Annotated in this window: 18 protein-coding genes; 1 reads left to right on the top strand and 17 read right to left on the bottom strand. The window is 53.8% G+C overall.

The annotated features are described in order from the left end of the window. Nucleotides 1-50 precede the first annotated feature (50 nt). The 11 genes from HMPREF2554_RS06450 to pyrR form a co-directional block, all read right to left on the bottom strand. A complete protein-coding gene (locus tag HMPREF2554_RS06450) occupies nt 51-1,379 on the bottom strand; it encodes a bifunctional phosphopantothenoylcysteine decarboxylase/phosphopantothenate synthase (protein ID WP_013399110.1) in 1,329 nt (442 codons plus the stop codon). Nucleotides 1,380-1,397: 18 nt separating this feature from the next. Next, nucleotides 1,398-1,850, bottom strand: coding sequence for a DNA-directed RNA polymerase subunit omega (gene rpoZ, locus HMPREF2554_RS06445; protein ID WP_004004717.1), 453 nt, complete (start codon nt 1,848-1,850; stop codon nt 1,398-1,400). Nucleotides 1,851-2,003: 153 nt separating this feature from the next. Then, complete coding sequence (gene gmk / locus HMPREF2554_RS06440) at nt 2,004-2,576, bottom strand: guanylate kinase (protein ID WP_013399112.1); 573 nt, start codon at nt 2,574-2,576, stop codon at nt 2,004-2,006. A gap of 54 nt (nt 2,577-2,630) precedes the next feature. Beyond that, the gene (gene mihF / locus HMPREF2554_RS06435) at nt 2,631-2,978 is read right to left on the bottom strand and encodes an integration host factor, actinobacterial type (RefSeq protein WP_013399113.1); all 348 of its coding nucleotides are present in this window, start codon (nt 2,976-2,978) and stop codon (nt 2,631-2,633) included. 178 nt (nt 2,979-3,156) lie between these two features. Beyond that, complete coding sequence (gene pyrF / locus HMPREF2554_RS06430) at nt 3,157-4,014, bottom strand: orotidine-5'-phosphate decarboxylase (RefSeq protein WP_013399114.1); 858 nt, start codon at nt 4,012-4,014, stop codon at nt 3,157-3,159. Then, nucleotides 4,011-7,355, bottom strand: coding sequence for a carbamoyl-phosphate synthase large subunit (gene carB, locus HMPREF2554_RS06425; RefSeq protein ID WP_013399115.1), 3,345 nt, complete (start codon nt 7,353-7,355; stop codon nt 4,011-4,013). The genes pyrF and carB overlap by 4 nt, the downstream gene beginning before the upstream one ends. Then, on the bottom strand, nt 7,356-8,546 hold the full coding sequence (gene carA, locus HMPREF2554_RS06420) for a glutamine-hydrolyzing carbamoyl-phosphate synthase small subunit (RefSeq protein WP_013399116.1): 1,191 nt from the start codon (nt 8,544-8,546) through the stop codon (nt 7,356-7,358). A 130-nt stretch (nt 8,547-8,676) separates the two neighbouring features. Further along, complete coding sequence (locus HMPREF2554_RS06415) at nt 8,677-9,222, bottom strand: PH-like domain-containing protein (RefSeq protein ID WP_013399117.1); 546 nt, start codon at nt 9,220-9,222, stop codon at nt 8,677-8,679. A 55-nt stretch (nt 9,223-9,277) separates the two neighbouring features. Further along, entirely contained in the window at nt 9,278-10,585 is a 1,308-nt protein-coding gene (locus HMPREF2554_RS06410) for a dihydroorotase (RefSeq protein WP_013399118.1), read from the bottom strand. A gap of 24 nt (nt 10,586-10,609) precedes the next feature. After that, nucleotides 10,610-11,611, bottom strand: coding sequence for an aspartate carbamoyltransferase catalytic subunit (locus tag HMPREF2554_RS06405; protein ID WP_070554436.1), 1,002 nt, complete (start codon nt 11,609-11,611; stop codon nt 10,610-10,612). Beyond that, nucleotides 11,608-12,240: a bifunctional pyr operon transcriptional regulator/uracil phosphoribosyltransferase PyrR gene (gene pyrR / locus HMPREF2554_RS06400; protein ID WP_004004726.1), complete on the bottom strand. Its 633-nt coding sequence runs from the start codon at nt 12,238-12,240 to the stop codon at nt 11,608-11,610. The genes HMPREF2554_RS06405 and pyrR overlap by 4 nt, the downstream gene beginning before the upstream one ends. Before the next feature lie 244 nt (nt 12,241-12,484). Between pyrR and HMPREF2554_RS06395 the strand changes: the two genes are divergently transcribed. After that, nucleotides 12,485-13,255: a hypothetical protein gene (locus HMPREF2554_RS06395; protein ID WP_013399120.1), complete on the top strand. Its 771-nt coding sequence runs from the start codon at nt 12,485-12,487 to the stop codon at nt 13,253-13,255. Nucleotides 13,256-13,342: 87 nt separating this feature from the next. Here HMPREF2554_RS06395 and nusB read toward each other — a convergent pair whose 3' ends face one another. The 6 genes from nusB to HMPREF2554_RS06365 form a co-directional block, all read right to left on the bottom strand. Next, nucleotides 13,343-13,753 carry a transcription antitermination factor NusB gene (gene nusB, locus HMPREF2554_RS06390; RefSeq protein WP_004004728.1) on the bottom strand — a complete coding sequence of 137 codons (411 nt, stop codon included), beginning with the start codon at nt 13,751-13,753 and terminating at the stop codon, nt 13,343-13,345. Then, nucleotides 13,753-14,316, bottom strand: coding sequence for an elongation factor P (gene efp, locus HMPREF2554_RS06385; RefSeq protein ID WP_004004729.1), 564 nt, complete (start codon nt 14,314-14,316; stop codon nt 13,753-13,755). Before efp ends, nusB begins: the two co-directional genes overlap by 1 nt. 210 nt (nt 14,317-14,526) lie before the next feature. Then, the gene (gene aroB / locus HMPREF2554_RS06380) at nt 14,527-15,684 is read right to left on the bottom strand and encodes a 3-dehydroquinate synthase (protein WP_070554434.1); all 1,158 of its coding nucleotides are present in this window, start codon (nt 15,682-15,684) and stop codon (nt 14,527-14,529) included. Beyond that, nucleotides 15,677-16,945 (bottom strand): shikimate kinase, encoded by a 1,269-nt coding sequence (locus HMPREF2554_RS06375; protein ID WP_244864723.1) that lies wholly within the window; start codon nt 16,943-16,945, stop codon nt 15,677-15,679. The genes aroB and HMPREF2554_RS06375 overlap by 8 nt, the downstream gene beginning before the upstream one ends. 3 nt (nt 16,946-16,948) lie before the next feature. After that, a complete protein-coding gene (gene aroC / locus HMPREF2554_RS06370) occupies nt 16,949-18,166 on the bottom strand; it encodes a chorismate synthase (protein ID WP_041321793.1) in 1,218 nt (405 codons plus the stop codon). 83 nt (nt 18,167-18,249) lie between these two features. Further along, nucleotides 18,250-19,164 (bottom strand): shikimate dehydrogenase family protein, encoded by a 915-nt coding sequence (locus HMPREF2554_RS06365; protein ID WP_041321794.1) that lies wholly within the window; start codon nt 19,162-19,164, stop codon nt 18,250-18,252. Between the last annotated feature and the right edge of the window lie 117 nt (nt 19,165-19,281).

Here is a 19,281-nt window from a genome sequence, read left to right as displayed (position 1 = left end):
AGGAAGTCACAAACTTAATCGGCTGCACATTAGGCGTATTTGTGCTTTTCTCAGGGCTTTACATACTGTGCAAGAGTGCGCAATATCTGATCGGAAACGACCTGTTTAGAGCCTGAAAAAACAGGTTCTCGATCTGTGCGCGAAGAGAGCAACGTAATCGTATTATCATCGGTTCCGAAACCCTGATTTACGCTCACCGTGTTGAGCGCCAGAAAATCACAACCCTTACGCGCCAACTTCTCGCGCCCAAGCTCAAGCGGGGTTCGCTCAGCTGACCCAGTCTCTGCGGCAAAACCCACAATCAAGCGCGCACCGGCACCTGTCTTCTGTCGAAGCTCCACGACTTCACGCAGAATATCCGGGTTGCGTACCAGCTGAATTGTGGGAGCGTCCGAAGAATCTGCGGTCTTCTTAATCTTGTACTCGGCGTATTCGGCAGGCCGAAAATCTGCAACCGCTGCAGACATAATAAGCATATCGGCGTTGTTCTGAGCTTCCAGCACGGCATCGCGTAGTTCACGGGCGCTCACCACTCGGGTTACCTGTACGCCCTCAGGCGCGGGGACTTCAAGGTTAGCGCCGATTAGATGTACCGATGCCCCTAGATCACGCGCAGCCTGTGCCAAAGCTACACCCTGTTTACCTGTTGAGCGGTTACCCAAAAAACGCACCGGATCCAAGGCCTCACGGGTGCCTCCCGCCGTAATCACAATGCGTTTCCCCGCCAAAATTCCAGGTCCGGGCTCAACACCTAATGCAAATGAGCTGCTAGACTCTTTCGCTGAGCCAGTGTGAACCGGGCGTGTGGGCGTATATCCTGGAATCTGCGAAGGATGCTGCTCCCCTTTCGGGAACTCGGCAATTACGCGCTGCGCCGCCTCAAAAATATCTTCCGGCTCCGGCATGCGGCCCACACCCGAATCGGGACCCGTTAGACGCCCAACCGCCGGTTCAATCACGTGATACCCAAGTTCGCGTAAAGTCTGCACATTCGTTTGCGTTGCCGGATGTTCCCACATCTGAGTGTGCATCGCGGGAGCCATAATCACCGGCGCGTGAGTAGTCAGTACCGTAGCAGAGAGCAAATCATCGCAACGCCCAGCCGCCAACCGAGACATCAAATCGGCGGTCGCCGGTGCTATAACAATCGCATCCGCAAGTTCCGCCTGGCGAACATGGTTAACCTCAGGAACACGCTCAAAAACACTCGTGGAAACCGGATTGCCGCTCAGGGCCTCGAAGGTAGCTTTACCCACAAACTCCAAGGCAGCTTCGGTGGGCATGGCAATAACCTCATGCCCATCTTTTGCGAAAAGACGAAGGAGCACTACCGCTTTATATGCGGCAATGCCCCCTCCAATACCAACGATAATGCGCATGGTATTTACAAACGTTCCTTACTCAGCGGAGTCGTCAATAACAACCTCTTCAAGAGCAATAACCTCTTCGGTACCGGCAGGAATGTATTCCTCCTCGATAGCACCGAAATCAGCGTCGCCCAGACCCAAGGATGCGAATTCCTCAGGAACCAGGTAACCATCTTCGTTGAAGTGCCCATCCGGCACGTGATCGGCAACAATCTGATCTGCCATAATTTCACGCATTGCAACCGAAAGAGCCTTGTCATTAGCCTCAGACTCAACCAGAGGACCAACGTGGTCGCCCGCGCTCTCCTGCAGATTCGCGTAATAAGCGTTAATCTGGCGAGCACGACGAGCACCGAAAATCACCAGCCCGTACTTAGACTCAGCCTTCTGAATCAGCGCATCCGCGCTGGGGTTCACAATCCCCTCGGGAGCTACGCCATCAACGAAGTTGTAGTCTTCGTGCTCTTTGATTTCGTTTACCACAGAAACTCCAATATGTTGTCTTTGTACACTGCTGACATTCATGTACACGAACTCAGCCAAAACTAAAGCAATATTCTACCGCTAAACTCGGTAAAAATCACGTACCCTAATGAGAAAGCACAGTAATACCCAGCACGCCGCCAAAATACGTACCTATGCTTCAGCAGATTCAGCACCCACGATGTGCGCAATCTCCTGCGCCGCGCGCTCTACTGAATCATTGACCACGGTTACGTCGAACTCGCTTTCAGCCTCAAGCTCGATTTTGGCGGTCTCAAGACGCCGCTGCTGTTCCTGCTCCGATTCAGTACCGCGCCCCACCAGTCGAGACACGAGTTCATCCCAGCTGGGCGGTGCCAAGAAAATCAGCTGTGCCTCCGGCATAGACTCCCGAATCTGCCGAGCCCCTTGAAGATCAATCTCAAGGATTACCGGGCGACCAGCATTTAGAGCTTCCTGAACCTTAGCACGCGGAGTACCGTATTTATTCTTACCGTGCACTACCGCATACTCAAGCATCTGCCCGTCGGCGATCATACGATCAAATTCCTCATGCGAGACAAAATAGTAGTGCACACCCTCTTCTTCGCCGGGGCGAGGGTCACGAGTAGTTGCCGAAACGGAAAACCAGACGTTCGGATAGTGCTCACGAATATACTGGCAAACGGTTCCCTTACCCACGGCGGTGGGACCAGCCAGAACGGTAAGTCTAGGTTGAGCAGTCATCGGGTTCTCCCTGCGGTGTGATGTAATAATGCGTATTTTATCCGGCGGCGAGAACTACCGACCGTTGCGGCGGCGTGTATGCCGAACATTGCGGTTAAAATACTCCACCATTTTACGGCGTTGATGCACGCCAAGACCGCCCAAACGACGGGTCGGCGCAATCTGCAGCTCTTCCATAATTTTTTCGGCACGCACAGCACCAATTCCCGGAAGGGCACGGAGCATTTGATCGACAGGCATCTTTGCAAGAGCTTGGTCGTCATCGACCAGATCGAGTACCTGACGTACCGACAGCTCACGGGTAGAAAGTGCCTGCTTAACTTCCTGGCGGCGAGTACGGGCAAGCAACGCCTTTTCACGTGCTGATGCACGCACCTCATCGGTTAGCGGCGTAATCGGCATGGGGTCTCCCATCAAGCGATATATGTATATAAATCAGCGTTCTTACGTTTTCTAACTTAGCATGTTGCGCTGTAAAACGATGAACTGAGGTTCGTAACGTAAAGCCTTTCAGACTCAACACAGCGCAATGGCGCACAGAGCAGATAAACTCTATACGCCACCACACGATCACAACGAGTTACGATGTGCCACGTGCACGCACTAAATCGTCACGTGCACTCCGCGCCGCCCGCGCCAGGTCAGTCAGCTGCGGACCTGCAGAGAGCACGCCACGGCTGGAATTCACCAAAACCTGAGATTCAACACCTGCAAAAATTCGGTATAGGTCCTCAGCGCTAGCCCCCTGGGCACCATATCCCGGCGAAAGAATGGGACCGTTGAAAGTGCTCAGGTCTATCGCCAATTCTTTGAGGGCCTCCCCTACAGTGGCGCCCACAACTAGACCGCATGAACCCATGCGTTCCCAGGTCTGTGCAGTGTTCTCTGCGGTAGCTGCGGCAATAACCTGCTTCGCTACCGCGCCGGTATCTTCTGCTTTGCCCACATGCTGCACACTCTTACCCTCAGGGTTTGAGGTCAGCGCCAGCACGAAAGTTCCACGCTGGTTCGCAGTTGCCGCATCCAGTGCTGGGCGAAGCGACTCGAAGCCCAAATATGGGCTTAGCGTGACCGAATCCGTGCCGAGTGGTGAAGAGGTACCGAGCCAAGCATCCGCATAGGCTTTCATAGTCGAGCCAATATCACCGCGTTTTGCATCCGCCACGATTAGAACCCGGTCTTCATCGGCGCGAGCAAAGAGCTCTTCCAACACGGCAAGACCTGCGGAACCGTGGCGCTCAAACAGGGCAACCTGGGGTTTAAGCGCTGCGGCATAGGGGGCGCATCCTTCGTAGACAGCTGTGGTGAAGGTACGCAGAGATTCGGCAGAATCTTCCAGTCCCCACGCCTGCAGCAGGTTCGGATGCGGGTCAATACCCACACACAACGGACCGTATTCGTCCATCGCAGCCGCAAGACGATCACCGAAGGGGATCACGAAAGTTCCCCCTCACGCACCTGTTCGCCCTTGTCCTGCCCCTGCTCGCCGGTACAGGCGGTCCGCAAGAACTCACCATGTTCTTGCAGATTTATAATCTCCCAGCTACGCTCGCGCAGCGCGGTAATAGCCTGAACAGCAGCCGCAAACTCCGAAATCGTGGTCATCACAGGGCAACCAACGCTGACCGCAGCCGCACGGATCTCGTAACCATCGCTACGAGCAGCACCACCGGCAGGCGTATTCAAAATCAGATCGATTTCACCATTGCGCACCATATCAACGATCGAATGCTGACCGTTTGCTTCCGCAAACTTGGAGGCAACCGTGGAATTCACACCATTGCGACGAAGTACATCTGCAGTGCCGCCGGTAGAGACAATCTCGAAGCCCAGCTGTTCAAGCATCTTGGCATAGATAATCACATTGCGCTTATCATGGTTAGCCACCGAAACGAAGACTTTGCCCTCGGTCGGTAGCGGTGACCCCGCACCTGCCTGGGCTTTCGCAAAGGCAGTATCGTAAAGGGCGTCAAGACCCATGACTTCGCCGGTCGAGCGCATTTCGGGACTAAGTAGGGAATCAACCACCACACCCTCAGGAGTGCGGAAGCGGCTAAACGGAAGAACCGCTGCCTTAACTGCAATTGCAGTATTCTGCGGCAGGGATGCACCATCCATGTTCTTAGGCAAGTATCCCTCTGCCTTCAGCTCAGCAATGCTCTTCCCCAAACCGATCATCACGGCCGCCTTAGCCAGCTGCACTCCGGTTGCCTTCGAGACAAACGGAACGGTGCGAGACGCGCGTGGGTTCGCTTCAATCACGAACAGATTCTCGGAGACGTAAGCAAACTGAATATTAATCAGGCCCCGCACTCCGGTACCACGCGCAATAGCCTCGGTTGCTTCTTTAACCTTGGCGATCACATCGGGACCCAAGGTAATTGGCGGCAAGGTGCAGGAGGAATCACCTGAGTGAATGCCAGCCTCTTCAATATGTTCCATAACGCCGCCCAGGTAGAGCTCGGTGCCGTCAAAGAGCGCATCCACATCAATCTCAATAGCGTCTTCCAGGAACTTATCGATGAGCGCTGGCTGAGAGGGAGAAACCTCGGTCGCATTTTCAAGGTAGCGTGCGAGATTTGCCTCGTCATAGACGATCTCCATACCGCGCCCGCCCAGCACATAGGAAGGACGGACCAACACCGGGTATCCAATCTCATCGGCAACGCGTTTGGCACCCTCGAAGGTATATGCGGTACCATTCTTCGGCGAGATCAGGCCACCTTCTTCCAGCACACGCGCAAATTCGCCGCGGTCTTCGGCGAGGTCAATAGCCTCGGGAGTAGTGCCCAAAATCGGCACACCGGCATCTTTGAGGGCTTTCGCAAGCTTCAGCGGAGTCTGTCCGCCCAACTGCACGAAAACGCCCAACAAGCCGCCCGTGCGGCGCTCAGATTCAACAATTTCAAGCACATCTTCCAAAGTCAGCGGCTCAAAATACAGACGAGTCGAAACATCGTAATCGGTCGAGACAGTCTCCGGGTTACAGTTCACCATAACCGTCTCGTACCCCAGCGAACGCAACACTAGCGAAGCGTGTACACAGGAATAATCGAATTCGATACCCTGGCCGATGCGGTTCGGCCCCGACCCCAAAATCATGATGGAGGGAGTCTCATGGTGAGCGACCTCATCCTCAGAATCATAACTAGAGTAGTGATAGGGGGTAAACGCCTCGAACTCAGCGGCACAAGTATCAACAGTCTTGAATACGGGGCGAATACCTAGGGCATGGCGCACGCCGCGCACAACGTCCTCAGAAGAACCGATAATCTCTGCGATTTGCGGGTCAGAGAAACCGTGGCGCTTTGCCAGCTGCAGGATTTCAGGGGTCAAGTTATCGCGATTTTCCCGCAGAATCCCGGCGACTTCATTCAGCAGCACCAGCTGATCTAAGAACCATGGATCAATCTTGGTGGCTTCAAAAACCTGCGCGATAGATGCACCCGCCAAAAGCGCCTGCTGCACCTGGTAGATACGCTGCGTGGTGGGTACTTTGGTCTTCTCGATAAGCGCGTCAAGTTCTTCGGCGTTTAGTTGCTGCTTCGTGAACGAGAAAGAAGCACCTTTCTGCTCTAGAGAGCGCATAGCCTTCTGGAGTGCTTCGGTGAAATTACGGCCCAGCGCCATTGCTTCACCCACCGATTTCATGGTGGTTGTGAGAGTCGGATCAGCGGCCGGGAACTTCTCAAATGCAAAACGCGGCACCTTGACGACCACATAGTCGAGGGTCGGTTCAAAGGATGCGGGCGTTTTCTGGGTGATGTCGTTCGGAATCTCATCCAGGGTGTAACCCAGCGAAAGTTTGGTCGCAATTTTAGCGATCGGGAACCCGGTTGCTTTAGACGCAAGCGCTGAAGAGCGTGAAACGCGTGGGTTCATTTCGATAACGATGATGCGCCCGGTCTTAGGGTCTACGGCAAACTGAATATTGCATCCGCCGGTATCAACCCCAACTTCGCGGATCACGTTGATAGCGATATCGCGAAGTTTTTGGTACTCACGGTCGGTGAGGGTGAGGGCAGGCGCCACCGTGATGGAGTCGCCGGTGTGCACGCCGACCGGGTCGAAGTTTTCAATCGAGCAGACGACCACGACGTTGTCATTTTTGTCGCGCATCATTTCAAGTTCGTATTCTTTCCAACCAAGAATAGATTCTTCGAGCAGAACCTCGGAGGTAGGCGAATACTGGATACCTGCGCCAGCAATGCGGTAAAGATCTTCTTCGTTGTAGGCCATGCCGGAGCCAAGTCCGCCCATGGTGAAGGAAGGACGCACGACCATGGGATAACCGAGCTCTTTGGCTGCTTCAAGAGCTTCCGGCATGGAGTGCACAATGATCGAACGTGCCGATTCGCCGCCCGCGCGCTCTACCACGCCTTTGAACGCTTCGCGATCTTCGCCCAGGTTTATGGCTTCGATATTTGCGCCAATGAGTTCAACATCGTATTCGCGCAGAGTTCCCTGCTTATCAAGAGCAATAGCAGCGTTGAGTGCAGTCTGCCCGCCCAAGGTAGGAAGAATGGCGTCTGGGCGTTCTTTTTCGATAATCTTAGCGATGACTTCGGGGGTAATCGGCTCAATATAGGTGGCATCCGCAAACTCCGGGTCGGTCATAATGGTTGCCGGATTGGAGTTTACGAGGACAACGCGCACGCCTTCTTCTTTGAGCACGCGTAGAGCCTGAGTGCCGGAGTAATCGAATTCGGCTGCCTGACCGATGACGATCGGACCTGAGCCGATGACAAGGACGCTGTTAAGGTCGGTACGACGTGGCATTTAGGCTTCCTTTGCAGTCTTCTTGGTAGAGGTCATGAGGTCGATAAAACGGTCGAAAAGGTATGCGGAGTCGTGCGGACCTGCGGCTGCCTCCGGATGGTATTGAACCGAGAACGCGGGAATATCTTTGCAGGTTAGCCCCTCGACCACGTTATCATTCAGCCCCACATGGGAAACCACGACCTCGCCGAATTCGGAGTTGGGGGCGGTTACGTATTCACCGATAGGCGCATCGACGGCAAACCCGTGATTTTGGGCGGTTATTTCAACTTTGCCGGTGGTTTTATCCATGACGGGCTGGTTGATACCGCGGTGTCCAAAGGGCAGCTTGTAGGTCCCGAACCCGAGCGCACGACCGAGAAGCTGATTGCCAAAGCAGATACCGAAGAACGGGGTGCCCTGGCGCAGTACACCCTGCAGGAGTTCAACCTGTTCGTCAGCAGTCGCCGGGTCGCCGGGACCATTGGAGAAAAATACGCCGTCTGGGCGAAGCGCATTTACGGTCTCAAGGGTTGTGTTTGCGGGCAGTATATGTACACGCACGCCGCGTTCCGCGAAACGCTGCGGGGTCATAGATTTGATGCCAAGATCGAGTGCGGCAATGGTGGCAACCGGCGGAGCGAACCAGCCGTATTGGTGAGGTTCAACTGTGTAGGCTTCCGTCACGGAAACGGAATCGGCAAGTTTACGGCCCGCCATCGGCTCGGAGGCGCGCACCGCTTCCAAAAGTTCGGCTTCGGGGCGATTGGCGTGACGCCCCGAAAAAATGCCTGCACGCATTGAACCGCTGGAGCGTAGGCGGCGAGTCAGCGCACGAGTATCAATGCCTTGAATGCCCACGATACTTTGGGTCCTGAGTTCGTCATCCAGGGTACGTTCTGCACGCCAGTTGGAGGCAACACGTGCGGCATCTCGTACCACGTACCCGGCAACCCAAATTTTGCGGGATTCTGCATCTACCTTGTTCACACCGGTGTTACCGATATGAGGCGCGGTCTGTATCACGATTTGCCCTGCGTAGGAGGGGTCGGTCAGTGTTTCTTGGTAGCCGGTCATGCCGGTGGAAAATACTGCTTCGCCTAAGGATGCGCCAATTGCTCCATACCCGTAGCCTCGGTAGATGGTGCCGTCCTCAAGAACGAGTAACGCGCGGTCCGTGCCCAAAGCACCGGAACGTGTCATCTCAGTCATGCTCTTACTTTCCTTTTCTCGGTGGTCTGTTCCCCTGCTTGTGCCCGTTATAAGTGGAACACTGTGTGCAGGAAATTCTTGGTATGCCGTTCGTAATTAGCGGGCATTTTGTGGGTGAGTTGTATGTGTATTAGTGATGTGCCGTCTCTTCCCGCACCCATTTTTCGGGGCTATCGACCGCATCCGGCGAGATCTCGCGAAGCTTCTCAAGCGTAATTTTCTTCTGATCAGCATAGCGAGTGCGAAATCCGGTCTGCACACGGTGGCCGTCAAGAGTCCAACCGATCACTATAAGTCCGTCACGTTCTACAACCTTGCCGATCATTCCCCGCCCGGTGGTAATGACCGCAAGTTTCTTCGCGGGAATCCACAGGTCTTTAGCCCCGTTGCGGGTGAAGATAATGCCGTCCGAGTAGATCAGGAGCGTGGATTTTGTTTTGAACCCTAGCTGGTCGAACCCCACACGGTTCAGTTCATCACCGAACATCGTAGTGCTCACATACTCCCCCTCAAACGCCGCCTCGGCTTTAAGCCCGTCGTAGCGTTCGGGAACGTCTTTGAGCGAACCGAACATCGTGGACTGCCGCTTGAGACGGGATTTCCAGCCGCGCCAAATACCGAAGAAGCACAGCGCCACCACGGCAACGCAGATAAGGGTGGGAATTAGTTTTTCCACGGTTCTTCTTTCTCCTCGGTTTATTGCAGAGGTTTTACTCCTGTATTAGGAACGATCAAGCCTGCCGGTGAGGGCTCGCGAGCTCGCCATTCAAAACGGTCGGATGCCCCGCGTAAAAAGTTGCGCGCACAGCACCGGGAACCTCCATCCCACGATACGGGTTGTTCTTGCCCTTCGTGGCCTGCTCCTCAGGCTTAATCACACGGGTAGCCTTCGGATCAACCAACACTATATTTGCTGGTTCACCTTCGGCAAGCGGACGGCCCTGCTCAGCATCCAGGCTGCCAATTTTCGCCGGAGTTTCGCTCATAATCCGTGCGACATCAGCCCAGGTAATATGCCCTGGCTCCACAAGGGTCATCTGAATAATCGAGAGAGCCTGCTCAAGACCGGTCATGCCGTTTGCAGCACACGCCCACTCGCATTCTTTGCTTTCTGCCGGATGCGGTGCATGGTCGGTACCAATAACATCAATAATGCCGTCGGCAACAGCTTGGCGCAGAGCAAGCACATCCTCTTCGGTGCGTAAAGGCGGGTTCACCTTAAAAATCGGGTCGTAAGTGCGCGCCTTTTCATCGGTCAGAATCAGGTGATGCGGGGTGACTTCGGCGGTTACCTGCACACCGCGAGACTTAGCCCAGCGCACAACCTCTACCGAGCCTTTAGTCGAGAGGTGGCAAATATGCAGACGCGAATTCAAATGCTCAGCCAGCAGAACATCGCGGGCGATAATAGCTTCTTCCGCGACAGCAGGCCAGCCGGTAAGCCCCAGATCGGCGGAAACCTTGCCTTCATTCATCTGAGCACCCTCAGTTAGACGGGGCTCCTGCGCATGCTGCGCGACCACGCCGTCAAAAGTCTTTACGTATTCAAGAGCACGGCGCATAATCGCCGGATCGTAGACGCACATGCCATCATCCGAGAACACTCGAACCTTGGCATCAGAGGTCGCCATAGAACCAATGTCTGAGAGGAATTCGCCTTTCAACCCAACCGTCACCGAGCCGATGGGCTGCACTCGGCACCAACCAGACTCTTTACCCAGACGGTTAACCTGCTCAACTACGGCTGCAGTATCTGCAACGGGAAGCGAGTTCGCCATCGCAAAAACAGCCGTGTAGCCACCTAAAGCCGCCGCGCGAGTACCGGTCTCTACGGTTTCAGAAGCCTCATATCCGGGCTGGCGCAGGTGAGTATGAATATCGACCAGGCCCGGAAGAGCAATCTGACCAGAGGCATCAACGATCTGAGCGTCTGCAGTCTCTATATCGTGACCGATACTCGCAATTTTGCCATCCTCAATCAGGATATCGGCAACGCGCTCACCCAGCAGGGAGGCGCCTTTAATAAGGTACGTGCTCATGTATATTCCTTCTTTCGGATAGCATTAGGATTCGTCGCCGGAGTATAGTTTCTCGCTTGACCCGTCAGTCAAGAGCAGGTACAGCACCGCCATGCGGACCGCCACGCCGTTACTAACTTGGCGCAGCACCCAGGCGTTCTGAGAATCGGCGGCTTCGGCGCACAGCTCCAGCCCTCGGTTCATGGGACCGGGATGCAGAATTGCGATTTCTTGAGGCTGCGCCAGCAGATTCTCGAAACGTTCTTTGGTGAGTCCCCACAGGGTGGTATATTCCTCTGCTGAGGGAAAGTAAGCGGCGTTCATACGCTCTTTTTGGATGCGCAGCATCATAACCGCGTCAGGTTTTGTAGCGATTGCGTCATCGAAATCGTGGAAAACCTCAAGTCCCCAATCCTGCTTCCAACGCTCAGTATGCACAGGCAAAAGCGTAGGCGGAGCCACAAAAGCGACATCGGCCCCCAGATTTTTTAGCAACCACAGATTCGACCGCGCCACGCGAGAGTGCAGAATATCCCCCACGATCAGCACACGCATACCGTTTAAATCGGTTCCTCGCGGTGATTCCAGACCATCACGCTGAGCCTTAAACTGGCGCAGCGAAACCGCATCTAAAAGAGCCTGCGTTGGATGCGCATGCGTGCCGTCCCCCGCATTTAGCACAGGAATATCGGTCCACCCGGCCTCGGCAAGACGCTGCGGAGCACCCGAAGCCGAATGACGAATCACGAAGGCATCCGCACTAATCGCTTTGAGAGTCTGAGCAGTGTCTTTGAGGGATTCTCCCTTAGAAACCGATGAACCACGCGCAGCAAAATTGGTGATATCGGCGCCCAGACGTTTCTCTGCGGATTCAAAGGACAGTCTGGTACGCGTTGAGTCTTCAAAGAAAAGGTTGACTACAGTCTTACCGGCAAGCACATTGAGCTTCCGGTTTTCTGCCTTAACCTGTGCCATATAATCAGCAACGTCGAGTATTTCAATGGCCTGAGTTCGTGTGAGATCGCGAGTGTCAAGCAGATGTTTCATGAAAGCTGTCCTTCCAGCTGAATGATATCAACGCGGTCTGTGGCGTTATCCGTTTCTTCGAGTACCACACGAACCTTCTCTAAGGCACTGGTCGGAAGGTTTTTTCCCACGTGGTCGGCGCGAATTGGGAGTTGCCGGTGCCCGCGATCAACTAACACGGCAAGACGCACCAGAGCCGGACGTCCGTATTCGTTAAGGGCGTCCAATGCGGCCCGAACAGTGCGGCCGGAGTACAGAACATCATCGACGAGAACCACATTTTTGCCGTCGAGACCGCCCACCGGGATCAAGGACTCCCCCGCGCTGCGGTTTTCATATTCCTCATCGGTGAGGTCATCGCGATACGATGTAATATCGAGAGCGCCCAGGCCATTTTTGAGATCAAAATTTGAGTCATTTGTCTGGATGCGCTGTGCCAGACGCTGTGCCAACGGGTATCCCCGAGACCGAATACCTAAAAGCACCAGGTTATCGGTTCCCTTATTAGACTCAAGAATTTCAAAAGCAATACGTGTAAGAGCGCGACGGATCTCATCGTCGCTAAGGATAGTGTGCCCTTCATTGGGCGTTTTTATTGGCGCGCCTATGGGATGCGCACCAGGCTCATAGGGTACAGATGTCCCCGACACAGCCGACTCCTTCCCCGCCTCACGGGACGGATTTAAAGGTTTCTTGCTTTTACCAAGACTACCATACGTACCACGCAGTTCAGGGGTATGTGTTTCTGAAGTTTTAATTTTTTTGGAGTCAAAAATCCTCTACATATCATGCAATAAACGCTCATGTTCCCTGAACAAAGACTCATAAAACGTCGAGAGTCCATTATGCTAGTAAAAGCATCACCGATAGTACAACCACACCGAGGACTGCATCATGGAAGATCTCTTTGAGGGCCTGGTAAGAATTATCTTTGGGATTCTTGCAGCCCCTATCGTTTTCGTGGCGCACCGCTACTTTAAGCGCCGCAACCGAATGCGCACCCGGCAGCTTACGGAGCTTGGCTTTGCTTCTTCTACTCAGGTGATTCGGCATACTCTTGGAGAGACTCAACGCAACTCATACTTCTCGGTTATCGGTGCAGTCCTCTTCGGACTATGTACTCTCATCATGGCATGGATTTGGGTATCTTCCTCTTTTGACACTATCGCTGCTATCCTACTGAGCGTCGTTGCTCTATGCACTCTTGTCTTCATCTGGTACTACCGCCGGTCCTACGTTGAGTTCAGGCTATACGAGTTTATGAGATCCCGGCTTGGCGAGGGCGTTATCACTCTTGACTACGCTGATATTGATGCCTATACATTTACCTACAATAAGTTTGAAACCGCTCTTAAAATCACCACGGTATCCGGCATATCATTTGAGCTCGATCCCGCCATTCAAGACTGCCGTTACCTCTGTGCCATGATTGCTATGCGTATGCGTTCTAATCGTTGGCCTGATCCGTCCTCAGACCGTGATATGAGCGTTGTGCTTCATATGATGCGCACACAACACTGGCTCAAGTTCCTACTGCACGTACGTGAAGGGTCTAACCTTGCTGTTAATAATCTCGCTTCTACCCAGCATCGCAATACTCGGTACACCCATGAGGGCAGCGAACTTTTTGAAGAGGCTAAACGCCAGCTCGGGTTCTATGCATAACCCGGCTTGATCCGTATGAATGTATACTAAAAGCCGCCTCAAACCCCTAAAAAGCAGGGGTTTGAGGCGGCTTTATAACTGAGCCGTTTAAGCAAGCAGAGTCGGTTTTACCTGGCGCAGCTTATCCAAAAGACCGTTAACAAATTTCGGTGAATCGTTTGTAGAGAGCACACGCGCCAAACCGGTTGCCTCCGAGATAGCAACCGCATCTGGAACATCATCATTATAGAGAAGTTCCCACGCGCCGATCCGCAAAATTACGCGGTCGACAGCTGGCATACGCTCAAACGACCAGTCACGCGCATAGGTCTCAAGGTATTCTCGAATCTCGTCATCATGTTCACGTACGCCGCGCACGATCTCTTCAGCATAAGCCGAGATCTGAGCGGCAGTATGCAGACGGCGTCGCTTCAGCACATCAATAATGTCTTCTTGACGCTGATCGGCTTCAAAAAGTACCTCGACGGCACGTAAGCGGGCTTTGGTACGAGAGTTCATTAGTCGTTAACACGGCCCAGGTAATCGCCGGTACGGGTATCAACCTTCACCTTGGTTCCTGTCTCCAGGAATAGTGGAACCTGAATTTCATAGCCGGTCTCAAGAGTTGCAGGCTTATTGCCACCAGTGGAACGGTCACCCTGCAGGCCAGGCTCGGTGTAGGTAATTTCAAGAACAACAGAGGCAGGAAGCTCAACATATAGCGGAGTACCCTCATAGAGGGCTACAGTCGCGGTCTGCGACTCCAGCATGTAGTTAGCAGCATCGCCCACCACAGCTGCAGGAACATTAATCTGATCATAGGTCTTCAGATCCATGAAGACGTAGTCTTCGCCGTCCTGGTAGAGATACTGATAGTCGGAACGATCAACAGTAGCAGTCTCAATCTTAGCGCCAGCATTGAAAGTGCGGTCGACAACCTTACCGGAGGTTACGTTACGCAACTTGGTACGCACAAACGCACCACCCTTACCGGGCTTTACATGCTGGAACTCAACAACGGACCACAGACCGCCATCAATCTTGAGGATTGCACCGTTTTTAATATCAGTGGTAGATGCCATACGGCTCTCCTTCGTATTGTCGACGCTTACACACAACACGATGCGTGTTGCCGCAGGCGCTAAGTTATCAATGAGCAAATAATGTCGCCCTTTAGTTTACACTATGGCACCGCTACTATGACATATCTAAGTAAAATTCCCATCACGTTCTGCATGTTTGACTGCCTAGACATGGGTACCCCCCTGTAAAAGCACCTAAATTGCAGTTAGTTATTCGGCGATTTCTTGGTATGTCATATACAGGATGGAGTCATCGGGAACCCCATAAACACGCGGTTTACCCAGTTCTTCCAAAACGATAAAACGCAAAAGCGAGCCGCGCGCTTTTTTATCCCGACGCATAGTTTCGAGAAGCTCTTTCCAGCGATCCCCCCGGTATCCCACTGGAAGATTCAAAGATTTGAGAATGGCACGGGTGCGATCAACAATTGTTTCATTAAGATACCCAGCGGCAAGCGCGAGCTCGGCCGCATACACCATCCCCACCGCAACGGCTGCGCCGTGGCGCCACTGGTATCGCTCGGCACGTTCAATAGCGTGCCCTAAGGTATGCCCGTAATTGAGAATTTCGCGGCGACCGGATTCGCGCAGGTCTTCAGAAACAACCTCCGCTTTCACCCGAACGGCACGCTCAACCAGGTCACGCACTATTGACGACTGAGAATCCCGAATCTTTTCTGGGTTAGCCTCAATACTGTCAAGAATCTGTGGGTCAGCAATGAACCCACACTTTACGACCTCCGCCATACCTGTTAAAAGCTCATGCTCCGGCAAGGTACGCAGCGTACCAATCTCGCAGAGCACTGCAGAAGGTGGCCAAAATGCCCCCACAAGATTCTTTCCCTCGGCGGTGTTAATACCTGTTTTTCCTCCCACAGCGGCATCGACCATGCCAAGAAGAGTGGTCGGAATGTGAATCACACGTCCCCCGCGCAGCCAGGTTGCCGCCACAAAACCGGCAACATCAGTAATGGCTCCGCCGCCCACTGAAATAATTGCATCCGTGCGTGTAAAGTCGTTCTGACCTAAAACCTGCCAGCAAAATGCGGCCACTTGATGGTGCTTAGCTTCTTCAGCATCAGGGATTTCAGCGCTAAAAGACTCGTAGCCAACTTTACGCAGATCTTCCATAACAAGCTCGCCGGTAGCCCGTAGGGCGCGCGGGTGGATCACCAAGATTTTATGCGCTGTGTTACCTAGAATATCGGGGATTTTCTTAAGCAAATTATGCCCCACCAGAACATCGTAGTTCTCGCGTGGTGAGCTGCCTGTGACGGGTATATAGGTAATGTCTTCCTCACCGGAAGCTCCGAAAGTTGGAGCCACAGAGGTTTCGGACTCAGCGGCGTGATGTGACTGTTCAATCATGAGAGTGTTCCTTTCGGAAGGCAAGAACGAAGTTCTGAATTTCGGCGGTCATAACGCTAATATTTTTTTCTCCACGCGCATCCAAAGTATGCTGTGCAAGTTCCTCGTACCGATGCTGCCTATGCTCAAAAATCTCAGACCAGCGCTCTACCGGGTTAGGCTCTAGAAGCGGGCGGGTTTTATTGCCTGTAATGCGCGGCTCAACCGTATCTACATCGACCAGAATGTAAACCACGCATTCGTCACGCAAAAGGTCAGCAACCGCATCAGTCATAGGGGCACCGCCACCCAGCGAAAAAACTGTGTTGCGATAGGTTGGCGAGGTCAGCACCTCTTCAATAGTCTTGCGTTCAAGTTCCCGAAAATAGGCTTCACCAAAGATTTCAAAAATCTCGGATACCTCACCATAACGTTCCACAATCAGCTGGTCGGCGTCAAGAAACTCATAGCCGTAAAACCGTGCAAAATGGGTGCCAATATAGGTTTTTCCCGCCGCCATAGGACCGATGAGAACTACCGGACGGGCACGTTCGGCAAATTCTTCCTGAAGCTCACGTACCTGCTGCGGATGTATGCGAAGGGTATTTTCCTCGCTTTTCTCCTTGGAGACGCCTTCGCGCTCTGATTCTAAACTAGCAACGCTGTGCCTCAGGTGTGCAGCCCGTGCCATACGCGCTGTAATCGCGGCAAAACTTGCGGATTCATGCTGCTGTTCAGACACAGGCGCCCGTTCCAAGTCCTCATTTTTACGTGATGCCTGTTCCGCAACGATGCGCGGGTGTGCGAAAATTGCGGGCGTCGGTATAGTGTCTGATTGCTGACCGCGTGCAGCCTTGCTCATCTCCGATACTTCAGACTCTTCAGGAACTTGAGGACTCCCCTGTTCGTCCTGCGGTTTATGAGGTTCTACAGTAAAGCCCGCCAATTTTTCACGAAAAACGTTTGAAGCGAGAGGAGCGGGTGTGTCCGAATCGGATGAAGCATATACCCGTACCTTCGATGCAGCACGCGGGGCAGCTTTCCCAAATTTCCCAAAAACCGTGAGTGGGCTGGGAACAGCCGCTTTGCGAGCAGAATGAAGTTCTTGAGTGTGTGGGCCTACCTCATGTTGTTCAGCCGTGTTCTCCTCAGGTTCCGAAAGCTTTGACTGCGGGCGCGATGCATTCCCCTCTCGGGCACGGCGCGCTGCTTCCGCTATGCGAGAGAAAGGGTTCGCCCCCGACGATGGGCGGCCGGAAGGCGCTGGATCCTCAGCAGCCACAGTCTAGGAATCCCATCCCGCAACATTAGATTCCCAAGCCAACGATTCGGGAATCTCTGCCAGATAAGAGTCCATATTTCGACGTGTCTCGCTGATGGAATCGCCACCGAATTTCTCCAGTGCTGCCTGTGCGAGTACAAGGGCGACCATAGCCTCCGCCACCACACCGGCGGCTGGTACAGCACACACATCAGATCGCTGATGATGCGCCTTCGCGGGTTCCCCGGTTGAAGTATCAATAGTTTTGAGTGCCTTGGGAACGGTAGCGATAGGCTTCATAGCGGCACGAACACGCACAAGATCGCCTATACTCATACCGCCTTCAATGCCGCCGGCTCGGTTCGTATCACGAGTTACGCCATGTTCACCGACCGAAATCTCATCGTGTGCGGCGGTACCAGGACGGTCGGCAGTCGCAAAGCCATCGCCAACTTCGACACCCTTAATAGCTTGAATCCCCATCAGGGCCGCGGCAAGGCGGGCATCCAGACGACGGTCCCAATGCACATATGACCCGAGTCCTGGGGGCATACCATAAGCCAAAACCTCGACGACACCGCCAAGTGTTTCTCCATCTTTGTGCGCCTCATCAACCCGGGCGACCATAGCATCTGAAGTAGCTTTATCGAAGCACCGAAGAGGATCAGCATCAAGAGCAGCAACATCACAGGGAGCAGGCACCGATGCTCCATCGGGCGCATGTACGCCGCCCACTGCAACAGTATGCGATACAAGCTCAACACCGAGTGCTTTTAAAACCTGAGCGGCGACCACGCCTAGAGCTACCCGAGTCGCGGTTTCACGTGCCGATGCGCGCTCAAGAACAGGACGAGCCTCCGAAAAGTTGTATTTCTGCATACCCGTAAAATCCGCGTGACCGGGGCGCGGGCGTGTCAGGGCAGCATTGCGGGCACGCCCTTCAATAAGTGCGGGATCTACCGGATCTGAGCTCATCACATCAACCCATTTAGGCCATTCAGTATTCGCGATTTCAAGTGCTACGGGGCCACCCTGCGTCAGGCCGTGCCGTACCCCGCCCAGAATACGCACTTTATCTTCTTCAAACTTCATACGAGCGCCGCGGCCGTACCCTAGACGGCGGCGAGCCAGCGCATCACGCACCATCTTGCTGGTAAGCTCCACGCCGGCGGGGACTCCTTCGATAATACCGACCAACGCTTCACCGTGAGACTCCCCCGCGGTCAGCCAACGTAGCTCCATGTATTTCCTCATCTCCGTTTTGCCGTCCTGAGAGTTCCGGCACCGTCAAAGTTTGAATCTGTATATAAATTCTAACGTCTCTTTTAGCGCACAATGTCAGGAAGCTGTTCACGCGGAGCAAGATTGACAGCGGCACACATCGCATTGAGCACATCAAGCTCGTGCGGGAGACGCTGATCTGTAGCATGCCCGGTAAAAACGCGCACCTGGTCGAGAGCCTGATAGAGAAGCATTTCAAGGCCTGATACGACGCACCCGCCGCGCCGCTCCCAAATCTGCGCTAGCTGAGACGGCCACGGATCATAAGCTACATCCAGTAGAACAGCGTACGGGTAGACCTTGTGTATGTTTTCAGTAAAATCATCTGCAGCATGAGCGGGGAGAGTCGAGATCACCGGGTAATACGCGGCGCAGTCTTCCGGAAACCGGGTAAGAGGCTCTGCCTGGACCTCAAGACTCAGACGTTTTGCTGCGTCATATATGGCAGAGAGCTTATGCAGTGAACGCGCGTACACCGTCACACGAGTGTACCCCAAACGATGTAAGGCGGCTAGAGCAGAAATAGCGGTTGCCCCGCCGCCCAGGATAGCCGGTTGTGTTGTTGCTTGGTGAGTTTCAAGCCCAGCATGTAGAAGTGCATTGACGATGCCGCCGACATCTGTATTATGGCCATGCGGCAACGGCGCTTCGGTATCTTCTGTCTTTCTCCAGAAAACGGTGTTAACCGCCCCAGTCACCCGAGCCAATGCGGTTGTTGAGTGCAGATACCGAATAATATCGGTCTTAAGCGGCATCGTGACCGAAAACCCGCAGATTGCTTCTCCAGCCTCTGCCTCGTCCATGAGAGCCGGAAGATCCGCGGAGAGTGTGTCACGACGGGCATACGTAATGTTCTCTTTGAGTACCTGGTACGCAGCGGTATGTAAAACTGGCGAGAGCGAATGCGCTATAGGATGGCCCAGCACATAGGCTCGTCGTGCTGCCGCTGCTTTAGTCATGGTATTCCCTTCCCACGCGATGCCATTTAGGTTGTCCGTCAGTTTACACACATAAACGAAACGGATGCTCCTTCCAGTTTAGTGGAAGGAACATCCATTCCGTCTTACGAAGAACCG

Origin of the sequence: Rothia sp. HMSC071F11 (genome assembly GCF_001809115.1) — a bacterium.
Classification (GTDB): domain Bacteria; phylum Actinomycetota; class Actinomycetes; order Actinomycetales; family Micrococcaceae; genus Rothia; species Rothia dentocariosa.
This window is presented reverse-complemented; position numbering and strand designations above follow the sequence as displayed.